General features: G+C 65.7%; 41 protein-coding genes. 1 reads left to right on the top strand and 40 read right to left on the bottom strand.

From position 1 onward, the window contains the following. Positions 1-70 precede the first annotated feature (70 nt). The 6 genes from N8J89_RS07985 to N8J89_RS07960 form a co-directional block, all read right to left on the bottom strand. Complete coding sequence (locus N8J89_RS07985; RefSeq protein WP_283663704.1) at positions 71-688, bottom strand: MazG nucleotide pyrophosphohydrolase domain-containing protein; 618 nt, start codon at positions 686-688, stop codon at positions 71-73. After that, entirely contained in the window at positions 685-1,065 is a 381-nt protein-coding gene (locus N8J89_RS07980; RefSeq protein WP_283663703.1) for a hypothetical protein, read from the bottom strand. Before N8J89_RS07980 ends, N8J89_RS07985 begins: the two co-directional genes overlap by 4 nt. 115 nt (positions 1,066-1,180) lie before the next feature. Then, the gene (locus N8J89_RS07975; protein ID WP_283663702.1) at positions 1,181-1,483 is read right to left on the bottom strand and encodes a hypothetical protein; all 303 of its coding nucleotides are present in this window, start codon (positions 1,481-1,483) and stop codon (positions 1,181-1,183) included. Then, the gene (locus tag N8J89_RS07970) at positions 1,480-1,677 is read right to left on the bottom strand and encodes a hypothetical protein (RefSeq protein ID WP_283663701.1); all 198 of its coding nucleotides are present in this window, start codon (positions 1,675-1,677) and stop codon (positions 1,480-1,482) included. Before N8J89_RS07970 ends, N8J89_RS07975 begins: the two co-directional genes overlap by 4 nt. Positions 1,678-1,718: 41 nt before the next feature. Further along, positions 1,719-1,895 carry a hypothetical protein gene (locus tag N8J89_RS07965; RefSeq protein ID WP_283663700.1) on the bottom strand — a complete coding sequence of 59 codons (177 nt, stop codon included), beginning with the start codon at positions 1,893-1,895 and terminating at the stop codon, positions 1,719-1,721. A gap of 82 nt (positions 1,896-1,977) precedes the next feature. After that, positions 1,978-2,256 (bottom strand): hypothetical protein, encoded by a 279-nt coding sequence (locus tag N8J89_RS07960; protein WP_283663699.1) that lies wholly within the window; start codon positions 2,254-2,256, stop codon positions 1,978-1,980. Between the two features lie 103 nt (positions 2,257-2,359). Between N8J89_RS07960 and N8J89_RS07955 the strand changes: the two genes are divergently transcribed. After that, the gene (locus N8J89_RS07955; protein WP_283663698.1) at positions 2,360-2,548 is read left to right on the top strand and encodes a hypothetical protein; all 189 of its coding nucleotides are present in this window, start codon (positions 2,360-2,362) and stop codon (positions 2,546-2,548) included. Here the strand turns inward: N8J89_RS07955 and N8J89_RS07950 are convergent, their stop codons facing one another. The 34 genes from N8J89_RS07950 to N8J89_RS07795 all read right to left on the bottom strand — a co-directional run bounded on the left by N8J89_RS07950 (position 2,549) and on the right by N8J89_RS07795 (position 19,368). Further along, positions 2,549-3,103: a RuvC family protein gene (locus tag N8J89_RS07950; protein ID WP_283663697.1), complete on the bottom strand. Its 555-nt coding sequence runs from the start codon at positions 3,101-3,103 to the stop codon at positions 2,549-2,551. Continuing rightward, a complete protein-coding gene (locus tag N8J89_RS07945) occupies positions 3,100-3,423 on the bottom strand; it encodes a hypothetical protein (protein WP_283663696.1) in 324 nt (107 codons plus the stop codon). Before N8J89_RS07945 ends, N8J89_RS07950 begins: the two co-directional genes overlap by 4 nt. Continuing rightward, complete coding sequence (locus N8J89_RS07940; RefSeq protein ID WP_283663695.1) at positions 3,416-3,754, bottom strand: hypothetical protein; 339 nt, start codon at positions 3,752-3,754, stop codon at positions 3,416-3,418. Before N8J89_RS07940 ends, N8J89_RS07945 begins: the two co-directional genes overlap by 8 nt. Continuing rightward, the gene (locus N8J89_RS07935; RefSeq protein WP_283663694.1) at positions 3,751-3,972 is read right to left on the bottom strand and encodes a hypothetical protein; all 222 of its coding nucleotides are present in this window, start codon (positions 3,970-3,972) and stop codon (positions 3,751-3,753) included. The genes N8J89_RS07940 and N8J89_RS07935 overlap by 4 nt, the downstream gene beginning before the upstream one ends. Continuing rightward, complete coding sequence (locus N8J89_RS41870) at positions 3,969-4,235, bottom strand: FDXHR family putative zinc-binding protein (RefSeq protein WP_502868428.1); 267 nt, start codon at positions 4,233-4,235, stop codon at positions 3,969-3,971. The genes N8J89_RS07935 and N8J89_RS41870 overlap by 4 nt, the downstream gene beginning before the upstream one ends. Before the next feature lie 200 nt (positions 4,236-4,435). Further along, the gene (locus N8J89_RS07930; RefSeq protein ID WP_283663693.1) at positions 4,436-4,897 is read right to left on the bottom strand and encodes a single-stranded DNA-binding protein; all 462 of its coding nucleotides are present in this window, start codon (positions 4,895-4,897) and stop codon (positions 4,436-4,438) included. Next, positions 4,897-6,192, bottom strand: a complete 1,296-nt coding sequence (locus N8J89_RS07925) for an AAA family ATPase (protein WP_283663692.1) — start codon at positions 6,190-6,192, stop codon at positions 4,897-4,899. The genes N8J89_RS07930 and N8J89_RS07925 overlap by 1 nt, the downstream gene beginning before the upstream one ends. 764 nt (positions 6,193-6,956) lie before the next feature. After that, positions 6,957-7,127, bottom strand: a complete 171-nt coding sequence (locus N8J89_RS07920; RefSeq protein WP_283663691.1) for a hypothetical protein — start codon at positions 7,125-7,127, stop codon at positions 6,957-6,959. Beyond that, entirely contained in the window at positions 7,124-7,318 is a 195-nt protein-coding gene (locus tag N8J89_RS07915) for a hypothetical protein (protein ID WP_283663690.1), read from the bottom strand. The genes N8J89_RS07920 and N8J89_RS07915 overlap by 4 nt, the downstream gene beginning before the upstream one ends. 305 nt (positions 7,319-7,623) lie before the next feature. Continuing rightward, positions 7,624-8,187 carry a hypothetical protein gene (locus N8J89_RS07910; protein ID WP_283663689.1) on the bottom strand — a complete coding sequence of 188 codons (564 nt, stop codon included), beginning with the start codon at positions 8,185-8,187 and terminating at the stop codon, positions 7,624-7,626. Between the two features lie 331 nt (positions 8,188-8,518). Next, positions 8,519-8,944, bottom strand: a complete 426-nt coding sequence (locus N8J89_RS07905; RefSeq protein ID WP_283663688.1) for a DUF2493 domain-containing protein — start codon at positions 8,942-8,944, stop codon at positions 8,519-8,521. After that, the gene (locus N8J89_RS07900; protein ID WP_283663687.1) at positions 8,941-9,291 is read right to left on the bottom strand and encodes a hypothetical protein; all 351 of its coding nucleotides are present in this window, start codon (positions 9,289-9,291) and stop codon (positions 8,941-8,943) included. The genes N8J89_RS07905 and N8J89_RS07900 overlap by 4 nt, the downstream gene beginning before the upstream one ends. Before the next feature lie 97 nt (positions 9,292-9,388). Further along, entirely contained in the window at positions 9,389-10,111 is a 723-nt protein-coding gene (locus N8J89_RS07895) for an RNase H family protein (RefSeq protein WP_283663686.1), read from the bottom strand. After that, positions 10,108-11,100 carry an AAA family ATPase gene (locus tag N8J89_RS07890; protein ID WP_283663685.1) on the bottom strand — a complete coding sequence of 331 codons (993 nt, stop codon included), beginning with the start codon at positions 11,098-11,100 and terminating at the stop codon, positions 10,108-10,110. The genes N8J89_RS07895 and N8J89_RS07890 overlap by 4 nt, the downstream gene beginning before the upstream one ends. Next, entirely contained in the window at positions 11,097-11,675 is a 579-nt protein-coding gene (locus N8J89_RS07885; RefSeq protein ID WP_283663684.1) for a hypothetical protein, read from the bottom strand. The genes N8J89_RS07890 and N8J89_RS07885 overlap by 4 nt, the downstream gene beginning before the upstream one ends. Further along, entirely contained in the window at positions 11,672-11,926 is a 255-nt protein-coding gene (locus N8J89_RS41865; protein ID WP_502868477.1) for a WhiB family transcriptional regulator, read from the bottom strand. Before N8J89_RS41865 ends, N8J89_RS07885 begins: the two co-directional genes overlap by 4 nt. Positions 11,927-12,014: 88 nt before the next feature. Beyond that, entirely contained in the window at positions 12,015-12,311 is a 297-nt protein-coding gene (locus N8J89_RS07880; protein ID WP_283663683.1) for a hypothetical protein, read from the bottom strand. 193 nt (positions 12,312-12,504) lie between these two features. After that, complete coding sequence (locus N8J89_RS07875; RefSeq protein WP_283663682.1) at positions 12,505-12,966, bottom strand: hypothetical protein; 462 nt, start codon at positions 12,964-12,966, stop codon at positions 12,505-12,507. Further along, positions 12,959-13,342, bottom strand: a complete 384-nt coding sequence (locus N8J89_RS07870; RefSeq protein ID WP_283663681.1) for a hypothetical protein — start codon at positions 13,340-13,342, stop codon at positions 12,959-12,961. The genes N8J89_RS07875 and N8J89_RS07870 overlap by 8 nt, the downstream gene beginning before the upstream one ends. Continuing rightward, positions 13,332-13,556, bottom strand: a complete 225-nt coding sequence (locus N8J89_RS07865; protein ID WP_283663680.1) for a hypothetical protein — start codon at positions 13,554-13,556, stop codon at positions 13,332-13,334. Before N8J89_RS07865 ends, N8J89_RS07870 begins: the two co-directional genes overlap by 11 nt. Next, the gene (locus N8J89_RS07860; RefSeq protein ID WP_283663679.1) at positions 13,549-13,818 is read right to left on the bottom strand and encodes a hypothetical protein; all 270 of its coding nucleotides are present in this window, start codon (positions 13,816-13,818) and stop codon (positions 13,549-13,551) included. The genes N8J89_RS07865 and N8J89_RS07860 overlap by 8 nt, the downstream gene beginning before the upstream one ends. Further along, on the bottom strand, positions 13,811-14,092 hold the full coding sequence (locus N8J89_RS07855) for a hypothetical protein (protein WP_283663678.1): 282 nt from the start codon (positions 14,090-14,092) through the stop codon (positions 13,811-13,813). Before N8J89_RS07855 ends, N8J89_RS07860 begins: the two co-directional genes overlap by 8 nt. Further along, positions 14,085-14,381, bottom strand: coding sequence for a hypothetical protein (locus tag N8J89_RS07850; RefSeq protein ID WP_283663676.1), 297 nt, complete (start codon positions 14,379-14,381; stop codon positions 14,085-14,087). The genes N8J89_RS07855 and N8J89_RS07850 overlap by 8 nt, the downstream gene beginning before the upstream one ends. Further along, positions 14,378-14,692 carry a hypothetical protein gene (locus N8J89_RS07845; RefSeq protein WP_283663675.1) on the bottom strand — a complete coding sequence of 105 codons (315 nt, stop codon included), beginning with the start codon at positions 14,690-14,692 and terminating at the stop codon, positions 14,378-14,380. The genes N8J89_RS07850 and N8J89_RS07845 overlap by 4 nt, the downstream gene beginning before the upstream one ends. After that, complete coding sequence (locus N8J89_RS07840) at positions 14,689-15,063, bottom strand: hypothetical protein (RefSeq protein WP_283663674.1); 375 nt, start codon at positions 15,061-15,063, stop codon at positions 14,689-14,691. The genes N8J89_RS07845 and N8J89_RS07840 overlap by 4 nt, the downstream gene beginning before the upstream one ends. A gap of 115 nt (positions 15,064-15,178) precedes the next feature. Then, the gene (locus tag N8J89_RS07835; protein WP_283663673.1) at positions 15,179-15,811 is read right to left on the bottom strand and encodes a hypothetical protein; all 633 of its coding nucleotides are present in this window, start codon (positions 15,809-15,811) and stop codon (positions 15,179-15,181) included. Then, the gene (locus tag N8J89_RS07830; protein WP_283663672.1) at positions 15,808-16,458 is read right to left on the bottom strand and encodes a hypothetical protein; all 651 of its coding nucleotides are present in this window, start codon (positions 16,456-16,458) and stop codon (positions 15,808-15,810) included. Before N8J89_RS07830 ends, N8J89_RS07835 begins: the two co-directional genes overlap by 4 nt. Beyond that, positions 16,418-16,945, bottom strand: coding sequence for a VUT family protein (locus N8J89_RS07825; protein WP_283663671.1), 528 nt, complete (start codon positions 16,943-16,945; stop codon positions 16,418-16,420). The genes N8J89_RS07830 and N8J89_RS07825 overlap by 41 nt, the downstream gene beginning before the upstream one ends. After that, complete coding sequence (locus N8J89_RS07820) at positions 16,942-17,709, bottom strand: hypothetical protein (RefSeq protein ID WP_283663670.1); 768 nt, start codon at positions 17,707-17,709, stop codon at positions 16,942-16,944. Before N8J89_RS07820 ends, N8J89_RS07825 begins: the two co-directional genes overlap by 4 nt. After that, positions 17,706-18,038 carry a hypothetical protein gene (locus tag N8J89_RS07815; RefSeq protein WP_283663669.1) on the bottom strand — a complete coding sequence of 111 codons (333 nt, stop codon included), beginning with the start codon at positions 18,036-18,038 and terminating at the stop codon, positions 17,706-17,708. Before N8J89_RS07815 ends, N8J89_RS07820 begins: the two co-directional genes overlap by 4 nt. A 14-nt stretch (positions 18,039-18,052) precedes the next feature. After that, positions 18,053-18,412: a hypothetical protein gene (locus N8J89_RS07810; RefSeq protein WP_283663668.1), complete on the bottom strand. Its 360-nt coding sequence runs from the start codon at positions 18,410-18,412 to the stop codon at positions 18,053-18,055. Further along, the gene (locus tag N8J89_RS07805; RefSeq protein ID WP_283663667.1) at positions 18,409-18,618 is read right to left on the bottom strand and encodes a hypothetical protein; all 210 of its coding nucleotides are present in this window, start codon (positions 18,616-18,618) and stop codon (positions 18,409-18,411) included. The genes N8J89_RS07810 and N8J89_RS07805 overlap by 4 nt, the downstream gene beginning before the upstream one ends. Before the next feature lie 115 nt (positions 18,619-18,733). Then, the gene (locus tag N8J89_RS07800; protein ID WP_283663666.1) at positions 18,734-18,919 is read right to left on the bottom strand and encodes a hypothetical protein; all 186 of its coding nucleotides are present in this window, start codon (positions 18,917-18,919) and stop codon (positions 18,734-18,736) included. A 2-nt stretch (positions 18,920-18,921) separates the two neighbouring features. Continuing rightward, positions 18,922-19,368 (bottom strand): hypothetical protein, encoded by a 447-nt coding sequence (locus tag N8J89_RS07795; protein ID WP_283663665.1) that lies wholly within the window; start codon positions 19,366-19,368, stop codon positions 18,922-18,924. Positions 19,369-19,444 lie beyond the last annotated feature (76 nt).

Here is a 19,444-nt window from a genome sequence, read left to right as displayed (position 1 = left end):
CTACCCTCGTGGCCTTGGTCTTCGACACAGACGAGCCCGCTTGCCCGGTATCCGCATGGCTGCGTAGTGTTCACCGCTCACCACTTCCCCCGATGGTTCCGTTCGCCTGCCGGCGTTCCAGCTTCTTCTGGTTCATGTCCAGCACCTCATCGAACGGGATGCCGTGACGGCGGAGGATCTGCGCCAGGTACCACGCGCAGTCGCCCAGTTCGTCCACCAGACGACGACGAACCTCCACCGGGTCAGTGCCATCCCGGAACGCCTTCGCGACCACCTGGAACACCTCAGCCGCCTCCGCGGCCAACTTCCCGGCCTCGTACATCGACTGCTCCGACTCGGTGCCATGGCTGTAGATCGCCGTACCAGCCGACCACTCCTGGTACTTGTCCCACGTGGACAGTCCGGACGCTGCTTCCGGGGCAGAAGCCTCTTCCTCGGAAGTAGGGGCATACCAAGCCCTGGACAGCGGCACGCCCGACGGGTACTCCACTCGCTCCCACCCGCCAAGCCGGTAGAAACCTTCGGCAGACAGTCTCCGGTCAGCCTCAACCTCGGCTGCGTCGAGTGGCATGCGGCCCAGCTTCTCGCCGTCTTCTTCTGCGACACCCGTGGCGCGCTCCAGGTGCCACAGAGGTTCCTTCGTGTCCGTCTTGGCGTACGACGTCACCCGAACCATGAACCCGGTCATCCCTGCTCCTCTCCCAGTAGCGCCAAGGCAAGCCGGTACTCCGGGCTTTGTCGGAGCGTCTGGGAAAACCAGTGCTCTCGGCGGAACTCGCCGCCCTGCGAGTAGAAGGGCCGGGCTGCTTCAGACGCCCAGCCATCTGCCGTCTCCCGCAACAGGGCCTCCAAGTGGGGAGCAACGGACGGGGACAGCAACGCAATCCACCGAGCGACGTCGTACGAGACTGCGTCCGCTTCCACCACGGTCTCTTCCTGGCCTGCCAGATCTTCAGCCCAGACACGCTGGTGCTTGGCGAACCACGGACCTGCGGGGAGGCAGGTGTCACGCTCGTTGACCAGATCCGCTGCCCGCAACAGCACCGTCCACGGCTCCTCGCTCACTGGGACACCTGCCCAGGCAGGCCACAGCGGATCTTCTCGGCGCACCCCGGGCAGAGGATCCCGCCCGGACCCGGTTCGTTCTTCCCGCACTTCGAGCACTTGCGATCCGACACAGTCACTCCTCTGAACCCATCGCAGCACGGGTATGCATCTGCTCATACTCGGTGATCTTCCGCAGAGCGGTTTCCTCATCCGAGTCACCCGAGTCGCACCACTCGACCGCACGCCACACCACGCCCAACTCTTTGATCAGGTCCTGGGCCTCGCGGAGCTTCTGAGACAACAGGCGAGTCCTGCTAGCAGCGAAACCTCCAGGTGTCAGACCTTCCAAGCGTGCAGCCATCGCCAGCAAGTTACGGTCGGTCGGGGACGGCTCGACGTCCCGCAGGAACAAGTAGTTGTAGCTCCCACCGCTCACGATGCAGTCACCTCCGACGAGGCCAGAGCAGCCATCAGGCTGTCGAACTCCTCCAGTGCCTCACGCAGGGCCACGATGCGCCCCCGAGTCGCTGCACGCAGCAGCGGAGAGACCTCCGACGAGCGCAGCTCCTCGTTGTGCTGGATCTCATTGGTCAGGTACATCCGGAACTGCGTCAGAACATCCTCGTTCACTGCTGTCTCCTCCGTAGCGTTGGTGCCTACACTCATGCCAGTCAGTACAGGTTCCGCATCTCCGACAGCAGCGTCGGACGAACCTCGCTCGTCACCACGTGACGCAGCATGTAGCCGCCACCCAGCGCCGGGGCGAGAACCTCCCACTGGCGCGGAAGTTCGTCACCGGACAGCGAGCATCGGCGGGCCATGTTGTTCAACTCATCGGCGATGAACATCGACACTCCCCACGTTGATCCGTTGAGATTCCGCCGCCCACCCCGACGGGGTGCACGACAGGACACCAACGGGTCAGCTGCGCTACCCGCGATCGGCCTCCGGCAGAGCACGCTGGATGGCCCTGACCATCCGGCCGAAATAGACCGTCTGCCGACCGGCGGGGCGCTCTGTCGGGGCACCCAGCGCACGGAACACTGCCTTGGCAACCACACGAGCATCGACCGGTTCGCCATCGGTCAGCGTGGCCGCGATCACGGTGCGGATGTGGTCGACCATCTTGGTCCCCCAGGTGTTGTGCGGGTCCAGATGTGCTCGCGCCGCAGCAAAGAGAACCTCCACGTGCTGGCCTGCCTTAGTCACAGCAACTCCTTACGATTGGTGTACGTACACCGTAGCATCCGGTGTACGTACACCGCAACTGCTCGCATCGACTTCTTGTACGTACACCAGGTATGCTGATCACATGCCCGACGCACCCAAAACCCAACATCGCAGCGTCCGCGTACCCGACGAACGCTGGGACAAAGCCGCCCATGTAGCAGCCGAACTCCACACCGACCGCGCCAAGCTCATCAACGACTTCCTCGCCTGGCTCACCCGCGAAACTGGAGCCACCATGCCCAAACGTCCCCCAGCGCCGAAACCCGACTGATCACGCTGCATCAGCCTGCTCCGGACGGCACACCCCTGCCAGATCGCGGTACTTCGTGACCTGCCACGGCACATCCAACCCGAGCAACTGGGCACCCATCGACGCCAGCCCCAACGCGTCCACCACGTCGTTACCGCTCAGTTCCACATTGGGCCAGATCCGGCCGATCGCGACCCCCACCGCGGCCTTGTCCGCGTTACCTTTCCCCGTTGCCCAACGTTTCAACGACGCTGGCGGGACCACCGCCACATCCAACCGGGCCTGCCGCAGCCGGTGAATCACTAGCCACCACAACCCCATCAGGTCCTTCGACGCCGCCCCCACCGACGAGAACGACGGCCCCTCGATGACGACCAGGTCCGCGTGCTCAGTAGCGATCGCGCATTCGCTGCGGATGTACTCCATGCGATCCAGCAGCGCCCACGGATCTCCCTTGCGATGCGGGCCCGTCCGGATCGGGTACAGCTGATGCCGCCAGCCGCTGCCGGTTTGATCGAGGCGAGCGACACCGGTCGAGGTGAACGAAACGTCCAGGCCGACGATGCGGGTAGTCACTGCGCGCTCCGCATGGCGGTGATCGCGGTGCGGGCCACCTCGCGCCACTCCCCGCCATGCCATTCACCCGCCAGGACGAGTGCCTGGTAGGTGCTCCGGATTGCCTCGGCGACGCGCTGCACCTCGTCCTCGGACACCGGAGACGGGGCAGGCGCGGTGAGCACCACCTCAAGCTGGTTGGCCGCGTCAAACAGACCGTTGCAGTAGCCCGCCCCGCCTTCACCGAACCCGGCCTCGCGGTCACCAACCTCACGCCACTTCTGCGGCAGTGCCCGAAGCGCAGTGGCTCGGTCCACGGTAGCCGGAGTTTCGTCAGCCATCGGTCTCCTCCTCCACAGGCGGCCACACCGAACCAGCCTCCGACTCGTGCATACCCGTGTGCCCAGCGCGCAGCTTGCAGAAATCCACCATCTGCTTGTCGAACAGAACTGGAGTGACCGCCCCACACGGACCGACGTCCCGCACAGAGCCCCGCAGGACCGCGAGGGCTTCCTGTGCCCATTCGTCCCGCTGCTTGTGCTGAGCCATCAGGGCGTACCCCACGCCGCGCACCATGTTCACCAACGCAAGCGCTGGGTCTCGGCCCTCAGCTGGGTGATCAAGCAGGTTCTCTGCCATCGCCAGGTACGCCGAAGCGCCGTACTCGCTCATGTCTTCTCCGTCTCGCAGATCGCCATCCCCAACGCAGTCATCAGAAAATCCGCCTGTCGCGGCGTGAACCGCAGGAACGCCACCAGAGCGTCACCGTCCTCAACAGACACCAGCACCTTCCCGTCACCCGCCCGGACACCGAGAGCCCGCTCCCCGTCGAACACCCGTTGCCGCGGAGGATGCGCCCAATGGTCTTCAACGTCCCGGTTGGTGATCACGCGGCCTTCCCCCAGAGTCGTGCCTTCAACTCCTCCGACTGCTCCGGTCCAGACCAGATCCCGTTGCGGAGGAACATGACCACATCACCCGTCCTCGTGTGCACGATCTCCTCCGGGTTCAGACACTCCCCGTGTTCACCAACTGAGGACCGGTGCCGGTCGAAGAGGGCGACCGAGGAGAACGTGCGATGGCACGCTGAGCAGTGAGCACGGCCTAGACCACCCCACCGCGATTCGCAGCCGCTACAGGAGTTCTCAGCCACCAGATGCTCCTCTCTTCACTTCACGTCGCGCAGCGCGCGGCGGATAGACCAGAACCACGACAAGGGCCACCAGAAACGCATAGCCGACAAGAGAGACCCACAGGAGCAACGTGGATCGGGCAGCGAAGTACCAGAAGGCCACGAACCACGCGATCGTTGCCGTCACCACCACCAGAAGGCGAGAAGCAATAACGCGCTCCTTAAAACGGGGGCTCGTCGACGAACCCGCCGCCACCGGACGGGGCTGCGCCCCACGGGTCCTCCGCCGACTGGGACTGCCTCGCCCCATCACCATCACGCTGAGCCCGGTTCACCTTCGCGGTGGCGTAGCGCAGCGAGGGGCCGATCTCGTCGACCTCCAACTCGATGACGGTGCGCTTCTCGCCTTCCTTCGTGTCGAAGGAGCGTTGACGCAGACGCCCCTGGGCAATCACCCTCGTGCCCTTCGTCAACGACTCAGCGACGCTCTCAGCGGCCTGACGCCAGATCGAACAACGCAAGAACAGCGCCTCCCCGTCCTTCCACTCGCCGCTGGCGCGGTCGAGCGTGCGGGGCGTGGAGGCGATGGTGAAACTCGCCACGGCCGTGCCGGACTGGGTGAAACGCAGCTCCGGATCGGCGGCCAGGTTCCCGACCACCGTGATCACAGTTTCGCCAGCCATCAGGCCGCCACCTCCAGATTCGTGTAGTACTCAGGACCAGGACGCCACGGCAACAACCCGTCATGGCCACGAACCAGACTCTGTGGCCACGCCCGCTCCTCACGCGAACCACGCCACGCCACCACATCCACCAGATTCGGATGCTCCCGACCGTCATCGTGCTTGTTACGCCGCAACCCATAACCGAACTCTGGCCACCGCAACCACGCCGACGTTCCCGCCGGCCGCATCAGCCGATCCCCGGTCGTCTGGTTCGTCGCATGCCCAGCGTGCGCCTCCGTCAACACCGCACACCCATGCCGGGCACGGATCCCGTCGATCACATGCTGCAACTTCCGGGCCGCCTCGGCGTCGTTCTCGCTGACGTGATGCAGCCGGTACAACGGACCCAGCACCAGCAGATCCGGTGACGACGCCTGCACCGCATGCTCCAACCACGCAACATCCCTGTTGGACAACAGATCCAGTCCTTCCGGGCGGAGAGCTACCCGCATCACATCCCGCCAGTCCACACGGGACACGGCGTGCTGCTCGCGCACCGAATCCACCACCCGGATGATCCGCCGATACCGCCTGCGGGTCTGACGTTCGTTGTTCTCCGCGTCCGCGATCAACACCCGCAACGACCAACCCCGGGACCCCAGAGGGTTCCCCGTGAACGGGTGCAACCCACCAGCCATGCAGGCCGCGATCTGCGACGCAAGCACGCTCTTGCCGATCCCCTCACCGCCGGTGAGCACGAACCGCTCCCCCCGCTCCAGCAGACCAGGGATCAGCCAGTCATGCCGGTCTTCGCCTTCCAGCAGTTCGGCGATCGACATCGGAGGCTCAGCGTTCGGCACCCGCGCGATCGCCTCAGCGTCCTCCACGGTCGTGCGGAACTCGGCGAGAGCCTGCCGCCAGTCCGCCTCATCGCCATCCTCCCAGCCAGAGTCCAGCCGCTGCCGCAGCTTCACCGCACCGGTCTGGATCGACCGGTGCGCCCACAGGGAGCACAGCCGCTCGGCATAGGACTCGACGTGGTGGATCATGTAGATCGCTTGGTACAGGGTGATCACGTATACGCCCAGCTCTGACGTGAGCTTGCCGTCTGCCTGGAGCTGGCTCGTCACCGTCGTGGGATCCACCGCCTGACCCCGGTTCAGCATGTCGCCGATAACTCCAGCGAGCATTTGGTGTTTTGGAACCCACCATGCCTGAATGGGCACGGACAGGAGGACCGGACCCACCTCCTCACCTTTAGCCATCACCGCACCCAGAAGGGCCATTTCTGCGGCGACGTCGTAGGCTGGCATTCACTGCTCCCAAAGGCGAGGCTCTTGACGAGTGGGGGATCGCTGTTTGGCCCAGGTGACTTGATTTCGAAGCCACGTTCGAAACGCTGCGTCCCAGTCGACGTATCGCAGATCTTTCGACTTTGCGTGGTCTTGAAACTTTGCTGCTTCGTTTTCCATGTCGATCTGGTGCTCCTGAGCATAGCTCACATGACCCGGGTTTGGCATCCAGGCTTCGGGGAGGGGTGCGGCTGGGCGCTTGCGCCCGCGCCCAGAAGAAGACGAAGTCTTCTTCTTCTCTTCCTCTACCTCTACCTCTGCATTGCGGTTCGCATGGAAATCGCATTGCGGTTCGCATTGCGGATCGCATGCGGCGGGCAATGCGGTTCGCATAGGATTCGCATTGCGATCCGCATGTGACCATCTGGTCGCAGCAGCCTTCCGACCTGCCTCGCGAGCCCTCCTCGCGGCATCCGCAGAACGCTGATGCCGCAGGTAGTCGTGCACATAGGCACACCCAGATGGCGGCTGAGGACACCGCGGACAGTCATGTCCCGGCAGATGCCACAGCCCCACCTCCGCAAGGTCATCAGCCACCCCCTGGCTCACCCCAGCCAGGCGCAGGACCCGGGCGACCGGGAACACCCCGTCCGACTCCGTGCGACCTGCGTGACACAGCGCCGTGACGTACGCCCAGCCATGCTCGGGACCGTCGAACAGGGCGAGCTTCGGGCTGTCGGGAAGGTCCACGGCGATCTTGATCCAGCCTCGACTATCAGTCTCACTCAAGCGGCACCGCCCGGCAATTCGACCGATTCTTCGCCGCGCAGCACGCGACCCAAAATCTCCACTGTTTCCAACGTAAACTCTCGATGTCCGAGAATCGACAGTGCCAACTGATTACGACGCCACAACTCGACACGAGAAGGCAGGTTGATCGGGATCACGTCGCTCATGCCGCACCCCTCATTCCCTTCAACGTCGCCCACGAGATCCCCAGCCGGGCAACGAGCGCGTCCAGATGCATGCCGCGCCGAATGGCTAGCTGGATGGCCAACGCCTTGTCCGGACGGGTTAGCGGCACATCGTGGCCCTGGAGGAACCGGGCCACCGCGACCTCGTCCGGCAGAGGATCGGGCGGCAGCACCTCCGGTTCCTCTACCGGGTCGTCGATGTCCGCCCAATCCTGCGGGGGTGCCCACCGCACCCGACACGAGGCAGCTACCCGACGGTCCGGGCCGGCCGTCTCGCACAGCTCGGTGTAGACCTCACCGATCCGAGCCGCTAGCCACGACTCAACGGTTTGTGCTGTACCGGCCCGGATAGCGCTCAATATGGCGGCCGATGACTGGACTCGTGACGCAAGGTCTGGGGCTGGCCATCCGATCGCGGCCAGGGCTTGCAGCCGACGGCGAGTACCGAGCGCATCGATCCGGGCGTGCTCTGAAGGAGTCATGCTGCCCCCCTAAGCTTTCCCAAGTTGACTGCGTTGGGGTACATGCGCTTGATCAGAGGGCTGAGGTCCACGCCTCGGGCCTTCGCGATGGACAGCACCATCTGCTGTTCCGGCGAGCACAGCCGAACATCAGCGCCAGACAGGAACCGGTAGATCGAATTCACTGCGGCCGGAGGCAGCCAGCCCTTCCGAACCGAGAAACGCTGCGTCCGTGTCGACCCGCCGAAGACGTGCTGACGTCGGAGGTACACGTCGTAGATGGTCTGGTAGGTGCGGAAGAGAACCTGGGGGTGCTTGCCGTGGCGCATGGTGTACAGGTTCGTAGGGAACCAACCGATCTCTTCGGCGATATCCTCCAACGAGTGGCCCATGACCCCAAGGGCGCGCAGTCGCATCTGCACTTCGTCGCCATCGACCCTCTGAATGTGGGACTGTCCACGTCGACGGAGCCGCTCGTACAGGTTGTAGTCCTCGCGGGCATCTGGGCAACGGCAGTCAAAGTTGGAGTAGGCGTTGACCGTGCCGTGCTTCTTGGCGGCACACCCGGATCGGTCGATCATGAGTCGCCTCCCGCGTATCGGAACCCCCCGGTGTCATCGAGGTAGACCAGCCCGTATCGGGAGTGCATGACGGGGATGTCCGCGGGGACTTGCCAGGATCGGACGATCCAGCCGCGGGCTTCGTACTCGGCACGCCTGCCGTTGGTGTTGGTCAGCTTCCCGTGGCATCCAGTAGTCCCACTCCCACACACGTGCAAGCCGTTGGAGGGCGTCCAGGTGCCGCGCTGCGACCGCGCCATCCGGTGGTGCCAGTTGGTTGCCCGTACAGCACCGCACACTTCGCACACGTGGTCGCTGCGGTTGTAGACGAGTTCGCGGGCACGCTTCTCGTTCACGGCCCCTCCTCGGTGTAGCGGATCGTCTTAATCCCTGACAGTTCCGCCATCAACGCAGTCATGGATGCGCCAGAGGAACCTTTTCGGATGAAGGCAAGGCACACATCCGCGCCCGCCTCAACCATCGCCGCGTTGCGCCGCGGGCCTGCCGTCGGACAGTAGGACTTGCCGTAGCGCAGCCGGCGGTGTCCCGGCTTGCAGGTCTCCACGCAGATATCCCAGTCGGCTCGGTGCACCTCGGTTGGCAGCCCGAGCGTCGCCGCGATCGTGGCTGCGATCTCGTCCGCTCCATCGGGGCAGCCGCCGTGAACGATCAGGGTGTCCTCGCCCGCTGGGTAGCCGGGAGAGTGATCCAAGATGGCGCGTTCGATCCGGTCCCAGTCGCGCCAAGTGCGGGATCCGGTGATGAGGATACGTTTCACTGGCCCACCGCCCCTGCTGTCCACTCGGCACGCACCGCCGAGTTCAGCGACCGGCCTACCTCGATCTGGTCTCGGATCGTGCGGATCCGTTCCCTCACCGCACGGACCTTCTGTTCCGCGATCTCCATCGCGAACCACTGGCCCTCGACCGCGAGCACAGCGATCTGTTTGCGTGCCTCCATCGCGCCGTCAGCCCGCAGGAACGCCCTTGCGTAGCCAACCTGGTGCGCCTGCTTCGCCCGTACCCATTCCTCATCGAGTCGGGCGTACTCTTCGGTGGCGACATCGAGCATCCGAGACAAGGACGACAGCCGGGCGATCACCTGGTGAGTCGTCGGCGTGGTCATGCCGCACCGCCGGATCCCGATGAGCCACACCGAACTTCAACTTCGATGTAGTTCGGTGTACCTACCGGCGCGCCAAACTCAAACTCTGAGGCCGCCTTCACGCCGCCACCTCCAGATTCCGGGCCGCGCGATCCGCCAAGTTGTGCAGCGGATGCGTCTTCGACCGAACCTCAACCACATGGATCCGAACACCCCGCACAGCCGCAGCAACGATCATCTGCAACGACCCCGGCAACACCCACGACGGCCGGTTCCGGAAGTTCCGCTGACTCCTGAGGATCCCGGCCGTCATAGCCCGCGCCTCCGCACTATCCGACAACACCCACACATCCACACCACCCGGAAACACCCGCACCGCCTGAGCAATCGCCATCAACTCCAAGCCGTTGATGTTCGCGCCTTCAAACGGCAAGTACTTCGAGCGGGACCAGCCGGCGTTTGTGACGAACGCCCATCCCGCATGCCCATCTGTCGATCGCAGGGACCCGTCACACGCCACCACGCGCCCCGTGCCACGAAGCCCGCGGGGGATCTCGATGCGACGAACGGGCTTACGCAGCACCGGAACGCCCGGCCACAACGACTCTGCATCACACTCGCCCGGCCGGTACGTGTACGTCGAGTCCCGATCCGAAGCGAGGCCCCGCATCGCCGAGTAGGCGGCAGTCGCGGAGAACTCCGCGCCACGCCAACGCAGATCGCAGTCACACTGGGCGGACCACACCCAGTAGCCAGACATGGTCTGGCCGACCCCGCAGGTCAGGCTGTGTCGGCCGAGAAGATGGCGGCCGGTGCGGCGCAGCGAAGATCGGAAGGTCATGCCGCCTCCTTCGCGTGAGCCAGGATGTCCCGGTATTCCGTCAGGTCGTCCACTGTCGCCTGACCGAGCAACTTTCCCTCGTACGTCTGGGCGTAGTCCTCGGACAGCGCCTCCGCGTCCCACCCGCGAGCCTGGGCCAGTGCCCACACTTCGGCCTTCACCGCCTTCAGCGGATCCGGCTGGTCCTTGCCGTTCAACTCCCGAACATCCCGAACCTGCGCCGTCTTCGGCTCACACCCCAAGACGTCGAACACAACCTTCTCCAGCGTGAAGTCCGGGATCGGCTTCGGCCTGTCCACCCCCGGTCGGAGTCCAGCTTGGACAGACCGAGCCCCAATCACCAGCGGCGCGTGTTCGCGCGACATCCGCACCCACACCGACGCATCAAACGCCAGCGTCTTGTGACCCTCCACTTTGTAGTCACGACCGCCCTGAACCGGCTTGCCCTTGTCGTCCAACTCGGCGACGTCCTTGCCGCGGGCAGTCATGGCGACGATCCCAGGGAACGTCAGCAGCAGTGTCATCAGCCGGCGGTGTCGAGCTGTGGCGTCGTTCCACAGGTTCATCGACACGCTCACCTCAGCGTGCGGGTCCTGCTGCAACAGCTTCCGGTTGTGAGCTGATTTCTTCGCGCGGTCGGTGGCCCACTCCTTCAGCAGGTCCCACTCCGCGGTCATCGAGTCGATCACCAACACCGCCGGCGGTTCGCCCGCAGCGGCAGCCTTCTGGGCTTCTTCCTTCACCGCCTGGGCCTGGGTGATGATGTCGCCCCAGGAGCCATCGTGTTCTACCACTAGGTAGCGAGACCCAGGGATAGCGCCGTACTCGTCGGCAGCGCCCTCGCCAAGGTCAATCCAGTAAGTCTGGCCGACCTGCTCCGAGGCAGAAAGCTCGGCGCACGCCCAGCTCTTCCCGGACTTCTCTGGTCCTTCAACGAGGATCAGCGGCCATGGGACTTGCCCGGTTGGTTTGCGGGTCTTGAGCGTCACTCCCCACCTCCGGGCAGTTCGGGTCGGACAGTGCCGTCCAGGGCGACATGCCCGGACTTGATCACGTCAACGATTGCATGGTGCACATCCGGTTCGAGGCGAACCGACACCGTGCCGTCCGGGAAGTCCACGCGAACCCCCGGGATGTCCAGCTCCCCGCCAGGACCAACCGGACGGCCCGCCTTCTCCGACAGCTTCGTGATCTCAGCCAACGTGTACGACGAAACCTCGTACTCGGTGTCGACGTAGTCACCCAACCCCAACGCTTCCAGCTGCGGGACAAGCTCAGCGAGGTTCGCGGGGTTGACAGTCTTGGTCACCACGACTCTGTCCGGGTAGTTGTCCTCAAGCCACACGATCAACGCGAACCGGTTCGACACCACAACCTTCGGCTTCGGCTTCGACTTGGTGATCGTTCCCAACAGGGTGCCGTCCACCGGAGACTTCGCCGACACCCGATCCGACACGTCCAGTTCATCGGACGCGTGCTGACGCAACGAGGTCTGCGACTTGGACGCCACGTCCATGAGGTGCTTCAGCACCACCATCGCCAACGCGATGTCCTTCTGGCTCACAACCCCTCCAACAGGTTCCGCTTCGTGTATCGCTTGTCCCGACGGGAGTTGTCGGGGTACCGCCACTCCCCGCCCCAAAGCCCCTCGTCGCGGTTCTCGTCTGCAACCGCGGCACACTCAGTCCGAACCGGACACCCGACACAAAGTCGGCGAGCAACCGGCTGCGCTCTAGCCAGAGCGTCTTTCGTCTGCTCACCATCCCTCGGGAAGAAGTCAGCAACATCCGCGCCGGTGCACCTGGCCAACGCCATCCAACCGGAACCCATCACCGATACAGGAAGCGAAACCTCTTCACCAGAGGACATCTGCAACTCCTCCAGTTCGATCAAACTGTAGGTCTCAACTGACACGAGAACCACCACCCTGCGATGTACGAACCACCCGACGGGCCTGATCCGTCACGTGCCCCTGAACGTCCCGCCAGCGACGGGCATCCGGCAGCCGGCCCTCCAAGTTCGCGATGTCCGCCATCGCCCCAGCGCTCTTCGCGTACCACTGCAACGTCGCTGCCTGAATGTGCCGCGCTGCTGCATCAATCATGCGCCTCGCCTCGGCCTCCGTCATCCCGCCCGGAGACGACATCAGATACGCCGCCTGATACGCGGCCTCAGGGATAGGGACCTGTAGTTCAGACATGTCGCCTCCTCCACTTCCTCTAGCGGCTACGCGGCCCTTGCGGCGCGTGTCCTTCCACTCTTCGGCGGGCAATCCGACACGCGGCGGTCGGTGTGCATGGTGACGTTGACTGGTCTGCCGACCAGAACTGAACGCGCCGACTGTCCACACCAGACACACGGCGTTCCGAACAGAGGAAACTTGTAGTAGCCGGTCACGACGGCACCTCGATCCCGAGGGCGGTCACGGTCGCGTGCACCGTGCGGCAGGGCCAGCACGTCTGGTCGTCCGGGCCGTTCGGGGCGCGTCGCTGGTGGTGCTGGCCGCACTCCTCGTTCAGCTCTCCGTCTTCGTCGATGCAGCACCGGGAGCACGCGGTCCACAGGTAGGTAGTCGGGCCGCCGGGATACTCGGGCTCGTCGAAGATCGGTTCCGGGTGGTGCTCGACCAGTTCACGGAGCCGCCCGACCTCAGCAAGAAGCCACGGCACGTCGGCGCGGGCGTGTGCGATGAACTCGGCGTCGGCCCGGCCCTGCTCGCTGTTCTCAGTCTCGACGCCTCCGGCCGGGCCGACCACGTAGTAGCCGAAGTCCTGGACGGAGCCGACGTGCTCCCACGGGCAGCGGTTGCTGGCGGCGGTGACGCGGGTGGTGATCTCGTCAATCCGGTCAGGCATCGGTGGCCTCCTGCTGCTGGTCGCCGAGCAGGTCGCGGAGGATGTTCACTCGCGCCTGGTGTCCGGCGGCGGCTTCTTGCTCGGTGGCGTAGCGCTCGGTCGTGCCGTCGAAGAGCGGGTTGGTGGAGCGCACCAACGTCTCGAAGATCAGGGGCGGGTTGTGGTCGTCGAGGTCCCGCCCGGTGCAGGACGTCAGGACTGCGGTGTGGCCGCCGATCGCGGTCCGTCCCACCGCGACGTCCTCTTCGGATCGCATCAGGTGCTGGGTGTAGGTGATCTGCTTACCGCGGCGGTTGTAGTACCGGGCTCCGGTCAGGCCGACGATCTTGTTGATCTCGTCCTGGACGCACTGCGGGATCACGTAGTCACTCGGCACCAGGATCACCTCCCTGGTCGGCGCGGCGGCGGGTGTCGAGGTTGGCAGCCTGGTCGGCAATACCGCTCAGCAATGCGGCCCAACCAGCCGCGGCCTCGCGCGGGTCAATGGGGTCAGGACGGAACATCCTGGACTTGGTGAGCCAGCGCCAGAACCGCACCCACACGCGGGGTCGAGGCTTGGCAGCCCCGTGGTAGTGGTTGTGGTCAGCCATGGTCGGTCTCCTCGGCGACGTCGGGCGCAAGCGACAGCCCGAACGCGGGCTTGGTGCTCCCGCAGCGGTGGTTATCCAGGAGGGTGTCGATGAGGATGTGGATCTGGCCGACTCGCTCTCCGCGCAGGACGGCGTTGAAGGCGTAGGTGCGGCGCTTCCCAGCTTGACGTTCCTCGAACGGCCTGGTTTCGGCGGTGACGGCGATGTGGCGGGGCTGGCCGCACCTGGGGCAGTTGATGACAACGTGTCCGATCTCAGCCACTGGTCTCCTCTCGCGGGTACGCCCGGTTGGTGACCCGGAGCGCAAGCTCGCCGGATAGCGCGGCCGTGATGGCGTCGCCGACCTTGTGGACGGTGACGAAGCGCTGTTCGTCGTCCTTGTGCCGCAACGGGGTGGAGAGCACGCCGCCATTGGTGCAGGCCCACCGCACGGCTTCACGAACGGCGTCCTCGGCGATACTCCGGGCGTCGCGCTCGTCCACGCCTTCCGCGGTGCAGAACACGATTACGGCGACACGGTGCTGGTGCTCAGCCACGGGACACCTCCTGCATGGCGGTGACCGCGACGCGGGCCACCACATGCCAGTCCTCATCGGTCCAGCAGTCCGTGTGCCGATCCTTCGTGGCTAGACCTTCGTCAGGCGTGCCGAACACTGCCTTCAACATCTGGGCGACGCGCTGCACCGGGTCCTCGCTGGTCGGCTGCTGGGTGGCGGCTTGGGCGGCTTGGGCGGCTTGGGCCAGGATCTGCCAGTCGCCATCACGCAACTCCTGGTCCTCGGACACCGGAGACGGGGCGGAATCAGCAGGCAGCTTGCGGATCATGCTATTGATCCACCCGGACACCCCGACCAGAACTGGAAAGCGTCCTCGCGGTTCTGAGCAGCGACCGCACGCTGGTTGTCCTGCGCCTGGCGGTGAAGGCACAGCAGGAACTCGCGGTCCACAGTGGCCGGAGCAGGCACCAACGGCGTCCAGTCCGCCACCTCGTCGTTGGTGGCCGCGCCGAAGTACAGCGGGCCAGCGACCGTCCGCCACATCCAGCACCACGGAGAGGTGGGGAAGGTCTTCGTCGCCAACCGCTTCCCGTCCGGGGACAAGCGGAGGTCCGGCGTGGCCGGGGTCTCGGCGGTCATCGGTCCACCTCCGGCCAGGTGTCCCGCATGCCGTCCGACAACTCGCCACCACCCCGCCGGGTCTCGGCCTCCTTGTAGAACTGGTTGAACAGCACCGGAACCGACCACCGGCCGTCCGCGTGGCGGACCACCCACGTACCAACGCACAACTCCGTGTCGCCAAGGAACCGGTGCACGGTCACCAGTCGGCGGCACCCCTGGCACGTACGCACCCCATGGCCCCGGACGGAGCGGTCGTAGCTCGTCCACTCCGGGCCGTCCGGGGTCGTCGGCTGGGTAGCCACCGGCACGACGGCGGCGGCCGGGTCGTCCGGCGACCAGAACACGGCGTCAACGATCTCGCCGGTGACGGTGTTGCGGTAGCGCTTCATGATCGCCTCCTGCGGCGGGGGTTTGGGGTCCAGCACCGCGCGAACGCGGCGTACACGTTGGTGATAGCGGCCCACACCGACAGCACCAGCCACTCGGCGAGGCCCGGCCGGCGGGTCATGCCACACCGTCCCGGCGAACGCCTCGCGGGCACGCTTTCGGGTCGTCAATCTCGTCGTCGTCCCACGCGGCCGGAGGCACCCACCCACGGTCCGCCGCGTGCTTGAGCGCGATCCGGCGGCCGTTGCGCTCGAACCCGGTCTCAGCCGGCGGCGGGGCATCCCACAACCGCGAGTAGAGGCTGCGGACCGCGGCCGCGGTCGCCACGGTCACCTGACCGCGGTTCATGAGGCCCACGAAGTTGCCGCGGTTGACCCCAAGTTCACGGGCCAGCCGGACCTGTGACCACCCGATGGCGACGAGGGCCTGCAAGCGGCGGATTGTGCCGGTGGAGTCGATCAGCGCACAGGGCGCGGCCACCTCAGGGGTGACGGGGATAGCGAGGATCTTGGCTGCGGTAGCCGGGCGGATCTTCTGGCGGGGACCGCGGCCGAGGCAGGGCTGCCCGACCAGGATGGCAACGAGCACGGAGGCGGAGATGCCAGACAGTTCGGCGGCTCGGGGTGTGCCGATGCCGACGGCTTGCAGCGCGCGGAGGTGTCGGCGGGCGGGTTCGGCGTCGACGTAGGGCTGCCAGCGGCCGTAGGCGATTTGGCGTGTGCGGTGGCGGGTGTACGCGGCGCGGCTCACGACGCCTCCCACAAAGACGGCGGGTCGGCCCAGGCCAGAAGTCGATCTAGGTTGACGTCCGGGCCAAAGGCGATGAACGTGCCGTCCACGCTGTCGCAGCCGAACACTTCGGCCATTGCCCACCGGCGACCGGAGTTCACCCGGCCCATGTGCACGTGCATGCGGCGCTCCTTGGCTGCAGCTGCCAGCCGGGCGGCGGCCGGTCCGATTTTCCAGTCGGTAGTGCCGCCGAGGAAAAGCGCATCAATCTCCTCCCACGGCACATCCTCTGGGGCAAGGCCGTTCTGGGCGACCAGCGCGGCCGGGACACCGAGTGCGCGGATCACCGGCAGCCACGGGCGGGACCGCTCCAGCGATACCAAACCCATTCCGTCGCCGAGCGCCGGATTGAACCGGTCCGGGGCGACGGCGAACAGGCACCGATTTTCCCGCCCGCTGACGAGGCGTTCGAGCCAGAGGAACCAACGTTCCTCACCGGGATAGCCTCTCTTGGAGAAACACCCGTTGTCCGCAGCGAACCACACGGCTGCACCGTCGTCAGCGTTGAGAGGCTGGCGACCCTCTGCAGGGGTGCACATCTGCCCGATCAATCCGGCGCGCATCGCGTCACGCACCTTCGGCGAGCTGGGGTTTGCGAGATACCGCACGGACCGCCACCTCCCGCACGAGCAGGAACGCCAGAGTCACCCAGATTGCCTTGACCAACAGTTGGCCAGTCACGGTGCCGACGGTGAGTGGGAACCCGGCGATAGCCAGGAACAGCCACGTGTCCACCACTGCACCCACAGCGTTGGACGCCACGATCGCTCGGCGGCGACCACTGCGGCGCAGCGGAGTGTAGACCGCCAGATCAGTCAACTCAGACAGCAGGAACGCGGCACCGGAAGCCAGTGCGATCCGCATGTCGCCGGTGAGCACTGACACCACCGTGCCGGCCGCGACCGCGACCAGTACCCAGCGGATGCCGACAGCGTCCTGAAGCGTGTCGCGCAGGCCCAGGGCGAGCCCGGCGGCGTAGGTCCCGGCGGGCACAAGCAGGCCGAACCCGGCGGGGATCAGGCCCCAGTGGCTGGTGACGATGTTCGCGGCGACGATGGTCGCGATGTAGGCGACGATCAGGACCCAACGCGTCATGGGGTGTCTCCGTTCGGGGGACCGCTCCACTCCCACGAGCCGTCGTGGTGGTAGCCGTCGTGGCCAGCGGTGAGGGTGCAGTGGCCGTGCTGGGGTTTGCCGACCTGGTATGGGTGGCCGCATACCTCAGCGGTGGTGGCCTGTCGCAGCCTCTCGCTTTCGGCGCGGAACTGGTCTCGTTCGGCGGTGAGGCGCTTGATTTTGGTCTCGTACAGGTGGTGTAGGTCCCTGATCTGCGCGTCGGAGAACTGGTACGCCTCTGCGATGCCACGACGCTTTCGCGTGACCTTCCGGGCCATCTTCCGCAGCGCGGTCGAGAGGCGGTCCGTCTTCTCACACTCGGCCAGGTAGGACCGGGCGACCAGCGTCGTCTCGTCACGAGCGATGCTCAGCTCGGCGTCGCGCCGGTCCAGCTCCTCCTGGACAGCGGCGAGGTCGTGGGAGATCGGGTACATCGCCAACTCGACTACGTACAGCACATCGTCGAGCGCAACGTCGTGCACCTGGTACGGAGCCAGCACCGAGGCGATCTTGTCCCGCAGGTCGGTGTCCGGTGTGGACGGTGCGGCCGCGGTGGGCTCAGGGATAACCTCGACCGCGCCCCGGAATTCGGTGCCGTACCACTCGGGCGCGGTGTCCGTGGTGTCGACCCGGCGGGCAGACCAACGGCCAACTGCGTTGCCGCTGATCACGATGGCCTCGTACGGGGCTGGGGTGACGCGGACACGGTCACCTGGGCGCAGGACAGGGGTCTCGGCGTTCACCGGGCACCCCCACGAAGCACAGCCAGCTCCAACGCGGTGGCGAACGGCGTCAGCGGCAGGCCCTCGGCAATCTGCCCCTGCCACTCCAGCCACTGCTCACCCAGCGCCTGGCCAGCCTCCTGCATCACGAGGAGACGTGCCGCGATCTGATCGGCGGTGGCCGGGGACAGTTGGTGCAGCACGACCAGCAGCGCAGCGACGGCACCGGCGTTCTGGTGGTGCAGCCCGGCGTGCATCGCGGCCTCGAAGTTGTTGGTGCGGATGGCCTCGTGCTGCGCGTCAAGCGCAACTCGGGCCATGGTCAGCACCTCAGCCAGGTAGGTGTTCATCGTCACGGGCTCGTTCACTGGGCACCGCCAGCGGGCACCTCGACCGCGACCAGCCCGGCACGCTTCGCCTCCGCCGCGGTGCAGCACAGCACCTCTCGCCCCGGCTTGTCCGTGACCTCCAGCCCGTCAAGCGGGGACTCCTGGTTGCGCATCACCAGGCGCACGAACTTGCGGCCCGTGTCGAGCTGCTCGACGTGCATCCGGTTCAGCACCGGGTTCCAGACCTCTCGAACAACTTCCGAGCTGACGCCGGGCTCGTAGGAACGAATCCACCAGTCAGGCTGGACACGGGTCAGAGGGCGCAGCTTGGCGTGCTTGAGGATCGCGTCGTGCAGCGGGTGGGGGATGATCTCGGGTTCAGTCTTCTCGCTCATCGCGCATCATCCCCGAGTGCTTCACCGAGCGCGTTGTACAACCACTCGGCAGCCTCCTGCGTGAACTCCCAGGCGAGGTCGTCCTCGTCGGGGCTGTAGTCAGTGCCGGGTCGGATCGGGCTGGAGGATAGGAAGACTCCGCCGCGAAGCTGCGTCTGAAGCACGTAGTCGACACCGTCCTGGGCGTCGTGGAAGAAGTTGCTCATGGTCATCTCCAGTCGAGGCAGGCTCGTGGGGTGTGGCCGCAGTCAGGGCAGATGCCGAGCGGCTGAGGGGTCTTGGGGGTGGTGGCCCGGCGGGTGAGCCGGGACCAACGCGGCGTCACGCGGAGTCCGGGAGGTAGACGACCTCCCACGTCGGATGGATCGGGATCGAGCGCTTCTCGCCGTCCAGCCGGACACGCAGCCCTCCGTGCCGGGCACTGGTGATCACGGCGGGCTTGCCCTCGAACAGGATCCGGCCACCGCGCTTGGCGGGGACGCCGTAGTGCTCGCGTATCCAGGCCATGCTCACGACGCACCGTCCACAGTGGTCGCGAGGAGTGGAACACAGCGCCACTCGACGATTTCGCGTTCCTCGGTAACCTCGACCTCGGGGACCTCGGCCAGCTGCACCGGGTCCTTCACCCGCTTGGTGACGGTCTCGGTGCCGGTGACGACCCGCTCGCACACATCGCTGCGGTACGCGATGACTGTCAACTGGATCCCCGGCAGGTGAACGACCAGGTTGTAAAACTTGTCACCGACCCTTTTGGTGACCTTGTGGCCGGCAGCCTTCGCGGCCCTGGCTACTCTGGTGAGATCAGACGCCTCCGTCGTCCCCTTGATGTAGTTGATCCCCGCTGTGTTCAGGTTGTGCTCGAAGCCATCCGCCAGGTCAGGGTTTTCCTCGATCAGGTTGGCGAGAGCGCGGAGCCCGTTGGCCTGCTGTCGGGCGAGTTCGTTGTTGTCAGTCATGGCCGATCCCTTCAGCAGTCGGGGCACTTGATCCAGCCGTGCAGGTCGATGACGCCTTCGTCGTTGCAGGTGCGGC

This window comes from Crossiella sp. CA-258035 (genome assembly GCF_030064675.1).
GTDB lineage: Bacteria > Actinomycetota > Actinomycetes > Mycobacteriales > Pseudonocardiaceae > Crossiella.
This window is presented reverse-complemented; position numbering and strand designations above follow the sequence as displayed.

What these genes read in the sequence shown, in the direction of transcription:
- N8J89_RS07945 (WP_283663696.1), bottom strand. Translation starts at nt 3,423, where the DNA reads ATGGCTGACGAAACTCCGGCTACCGTGGACCGAGCCACTGCGCTTCGG.
- N8J89_RS07925 (WP_283663692.1), bottom strand. Translation starts at nt 6,192, where the DNA reads ATGCCAGCCTACGACGTCGCCGCAGAAATGGCCCTTCTGGGTGCGGTG.
- N8J89_RS07840 (WP_283663674.1), bottom strand. Translation starts at nt 15,063, where the DNA reads ATGAAGCGCTACCGCAACACCGTCACCGGCGAGATCGTTGACGCCGTG.
- N8J89_RS07930 (WP_283663693.1), bottom strand. Translation starts at nt 4,897, where the DNA reads ATGGCTGGCGAAACTGTGATCACGGTGGTCGGGAACCTGGCCGCCGAT.
- N8J89_RS07850 (WP_283663676.1), bottom strand. Translation starts at nt 14,381, where the DNA reads ATGATCCGCAAGCTGCCTGCTGATTCCGCCCCGTCTCCGGTGTCCGAG.
- N8J89_RS07910 (WP_283663689.1), bottom strand. Translation starts at nt 8,187, where the DNA reads ATGATCGACCGATCCGGGTGTGCCGCCAAGAAGCACGGCACGGTCAAC.
- N8J89_RS07800 (WP_283663666.1), bottom strand. Translation starts at nt 18,919, where the DNA reads ATGGCCTGGATACGCGAGCACTACGGCGTCCCCGCCAAGCGCGGTGGC.
- N8J89_RS07865 (WP_283663680.1), bottom strand. Translation starts at nt 13,556, where the DNA reads ATGGCTGACCACAACCACTACCACGGGGCTGCCAAGCCTCGACCCCGC.
- N8J89_RS07965 (WP_283663700.1), bottom strand. Translation starts at nt 1,895, where the DNA reads ATGTTCATCGCCGATGAGTTGAACAACATGGCCCGCCGATGCTCGCTG.
- N8J89_RS41865 (WP_502868477.1), bottom strand. Translation starts at nt 11,926, where the DNA reads ATGGCGTTGGCCAGGTGCACCGGCGCGGATGTTGCTGACTTCTTCCCG.
- N8J89_RS07895 (WP_283663686.1), bottom strand. Translation starts at nt 10,111, where the DNA reads ATGACCTTCCGATCTTCGCTGCGCCGCACCGGCCGCCATCTTCTCGGC.
- N8J89_RS07815 (WP_283663669.1), bottom strand. Translation starts at nt 18,038, where the DNA reads ATGAACACCTACCTGGCTGAGGTGCTGACCATGGCCCGAGTTGCGCTT.
- N8J89_RS07875 (WP_283663682.1), bottom strand. Translation starts at nt 12,966, where the DNA reads ATGCCTGACCGGATTGACGAGATCACCACCCGCGTCACCGCCGCCAGC.
- N8J89_RS07795 (WP_283663665.1), bottom strand. Translation starts at nt 19,368, where the DNA reads ATGACTGACAACAACGAACTCGCCCGACAGCAGGCCAACGGGCTCCGC.
- N8J89_RS07805 (WP_283663667.1), bottom strand. Translation starts at nt 18,618, where the DNA reads ATGAGCAACTTCTTCCACGACGCCCAGGACGGTGTCGACTACGTGCTT.
- N8J89_RS07985 (WP_283663704.1), bottom strand. Translation starts at nt 688, where the DNA reads ATGACCGGGTTCATGGTTCGGGTGACGTCGTACGCCAAGACGGACACG.
- N8J89_RS07940 (WP_283663695.1), bottom strand. Translation starts at nt 3,754, where the DNA reads ATGAGCGAGTACGGCGCTTCGGCGTACCTGGCGATGGCAGAGAACCTG.
- N8J89_RS07920 (WP_283663691.1), bottom strand. Translation starts at nt 7,127, where the DNA reads ATGAGCGACGTGATCCCGATCAACCTGCCTTCTCGTGTCGAGTTGTGG.
- N8J89_RS07845 (WP_283663675.1), bottom strand. Translation starts at nt 14,692, where the DNA reads ATGACCGCCGAGACCCCGGCCACGCCGGACCTCCGCTTGTCCCCGGAC.
- N8J89_RS07810 (WP_283663668.1), bottom strand. Translation starts at nt 18,412, where the DNA reads ATGAGCGAGAAGACTGAACCCGAGATCATCCCCCACCCGCTGCACGAC.
- N8J89_RS07900 (WP_283663687.1), bottom strand. Translation starts at nt 9,291, where the DNA reads ATGACCACGCCGACGACTCACCAGGTGATCGCCCGGCTGTCGTCCTTG.
- N8J89_RS07880 (WP_283663683.1), bottom strand. Translation starts at nt 12,311, where the DNA reads ATGTCTGAACTACAGGTCCCTATCCCTGAGGCCGCGTATCAGGCGGCG.
- N8J89_RS07825 (WP_283663671.1), bottom strand. Translation starts at nt 16,945, where the DNA reads ATGACGCGTTGGGTCCTGATCGTCGCCTACATCGCGACCATCGTCGCC.
- N8J89_RS07955 (WP_283663698.1), top strand. Translation starts at nt 2,360, where the DNA reads ATGCCCGACGCACCCAAAACCCAACATCGCAGCGTCCGCGTACCCGAC.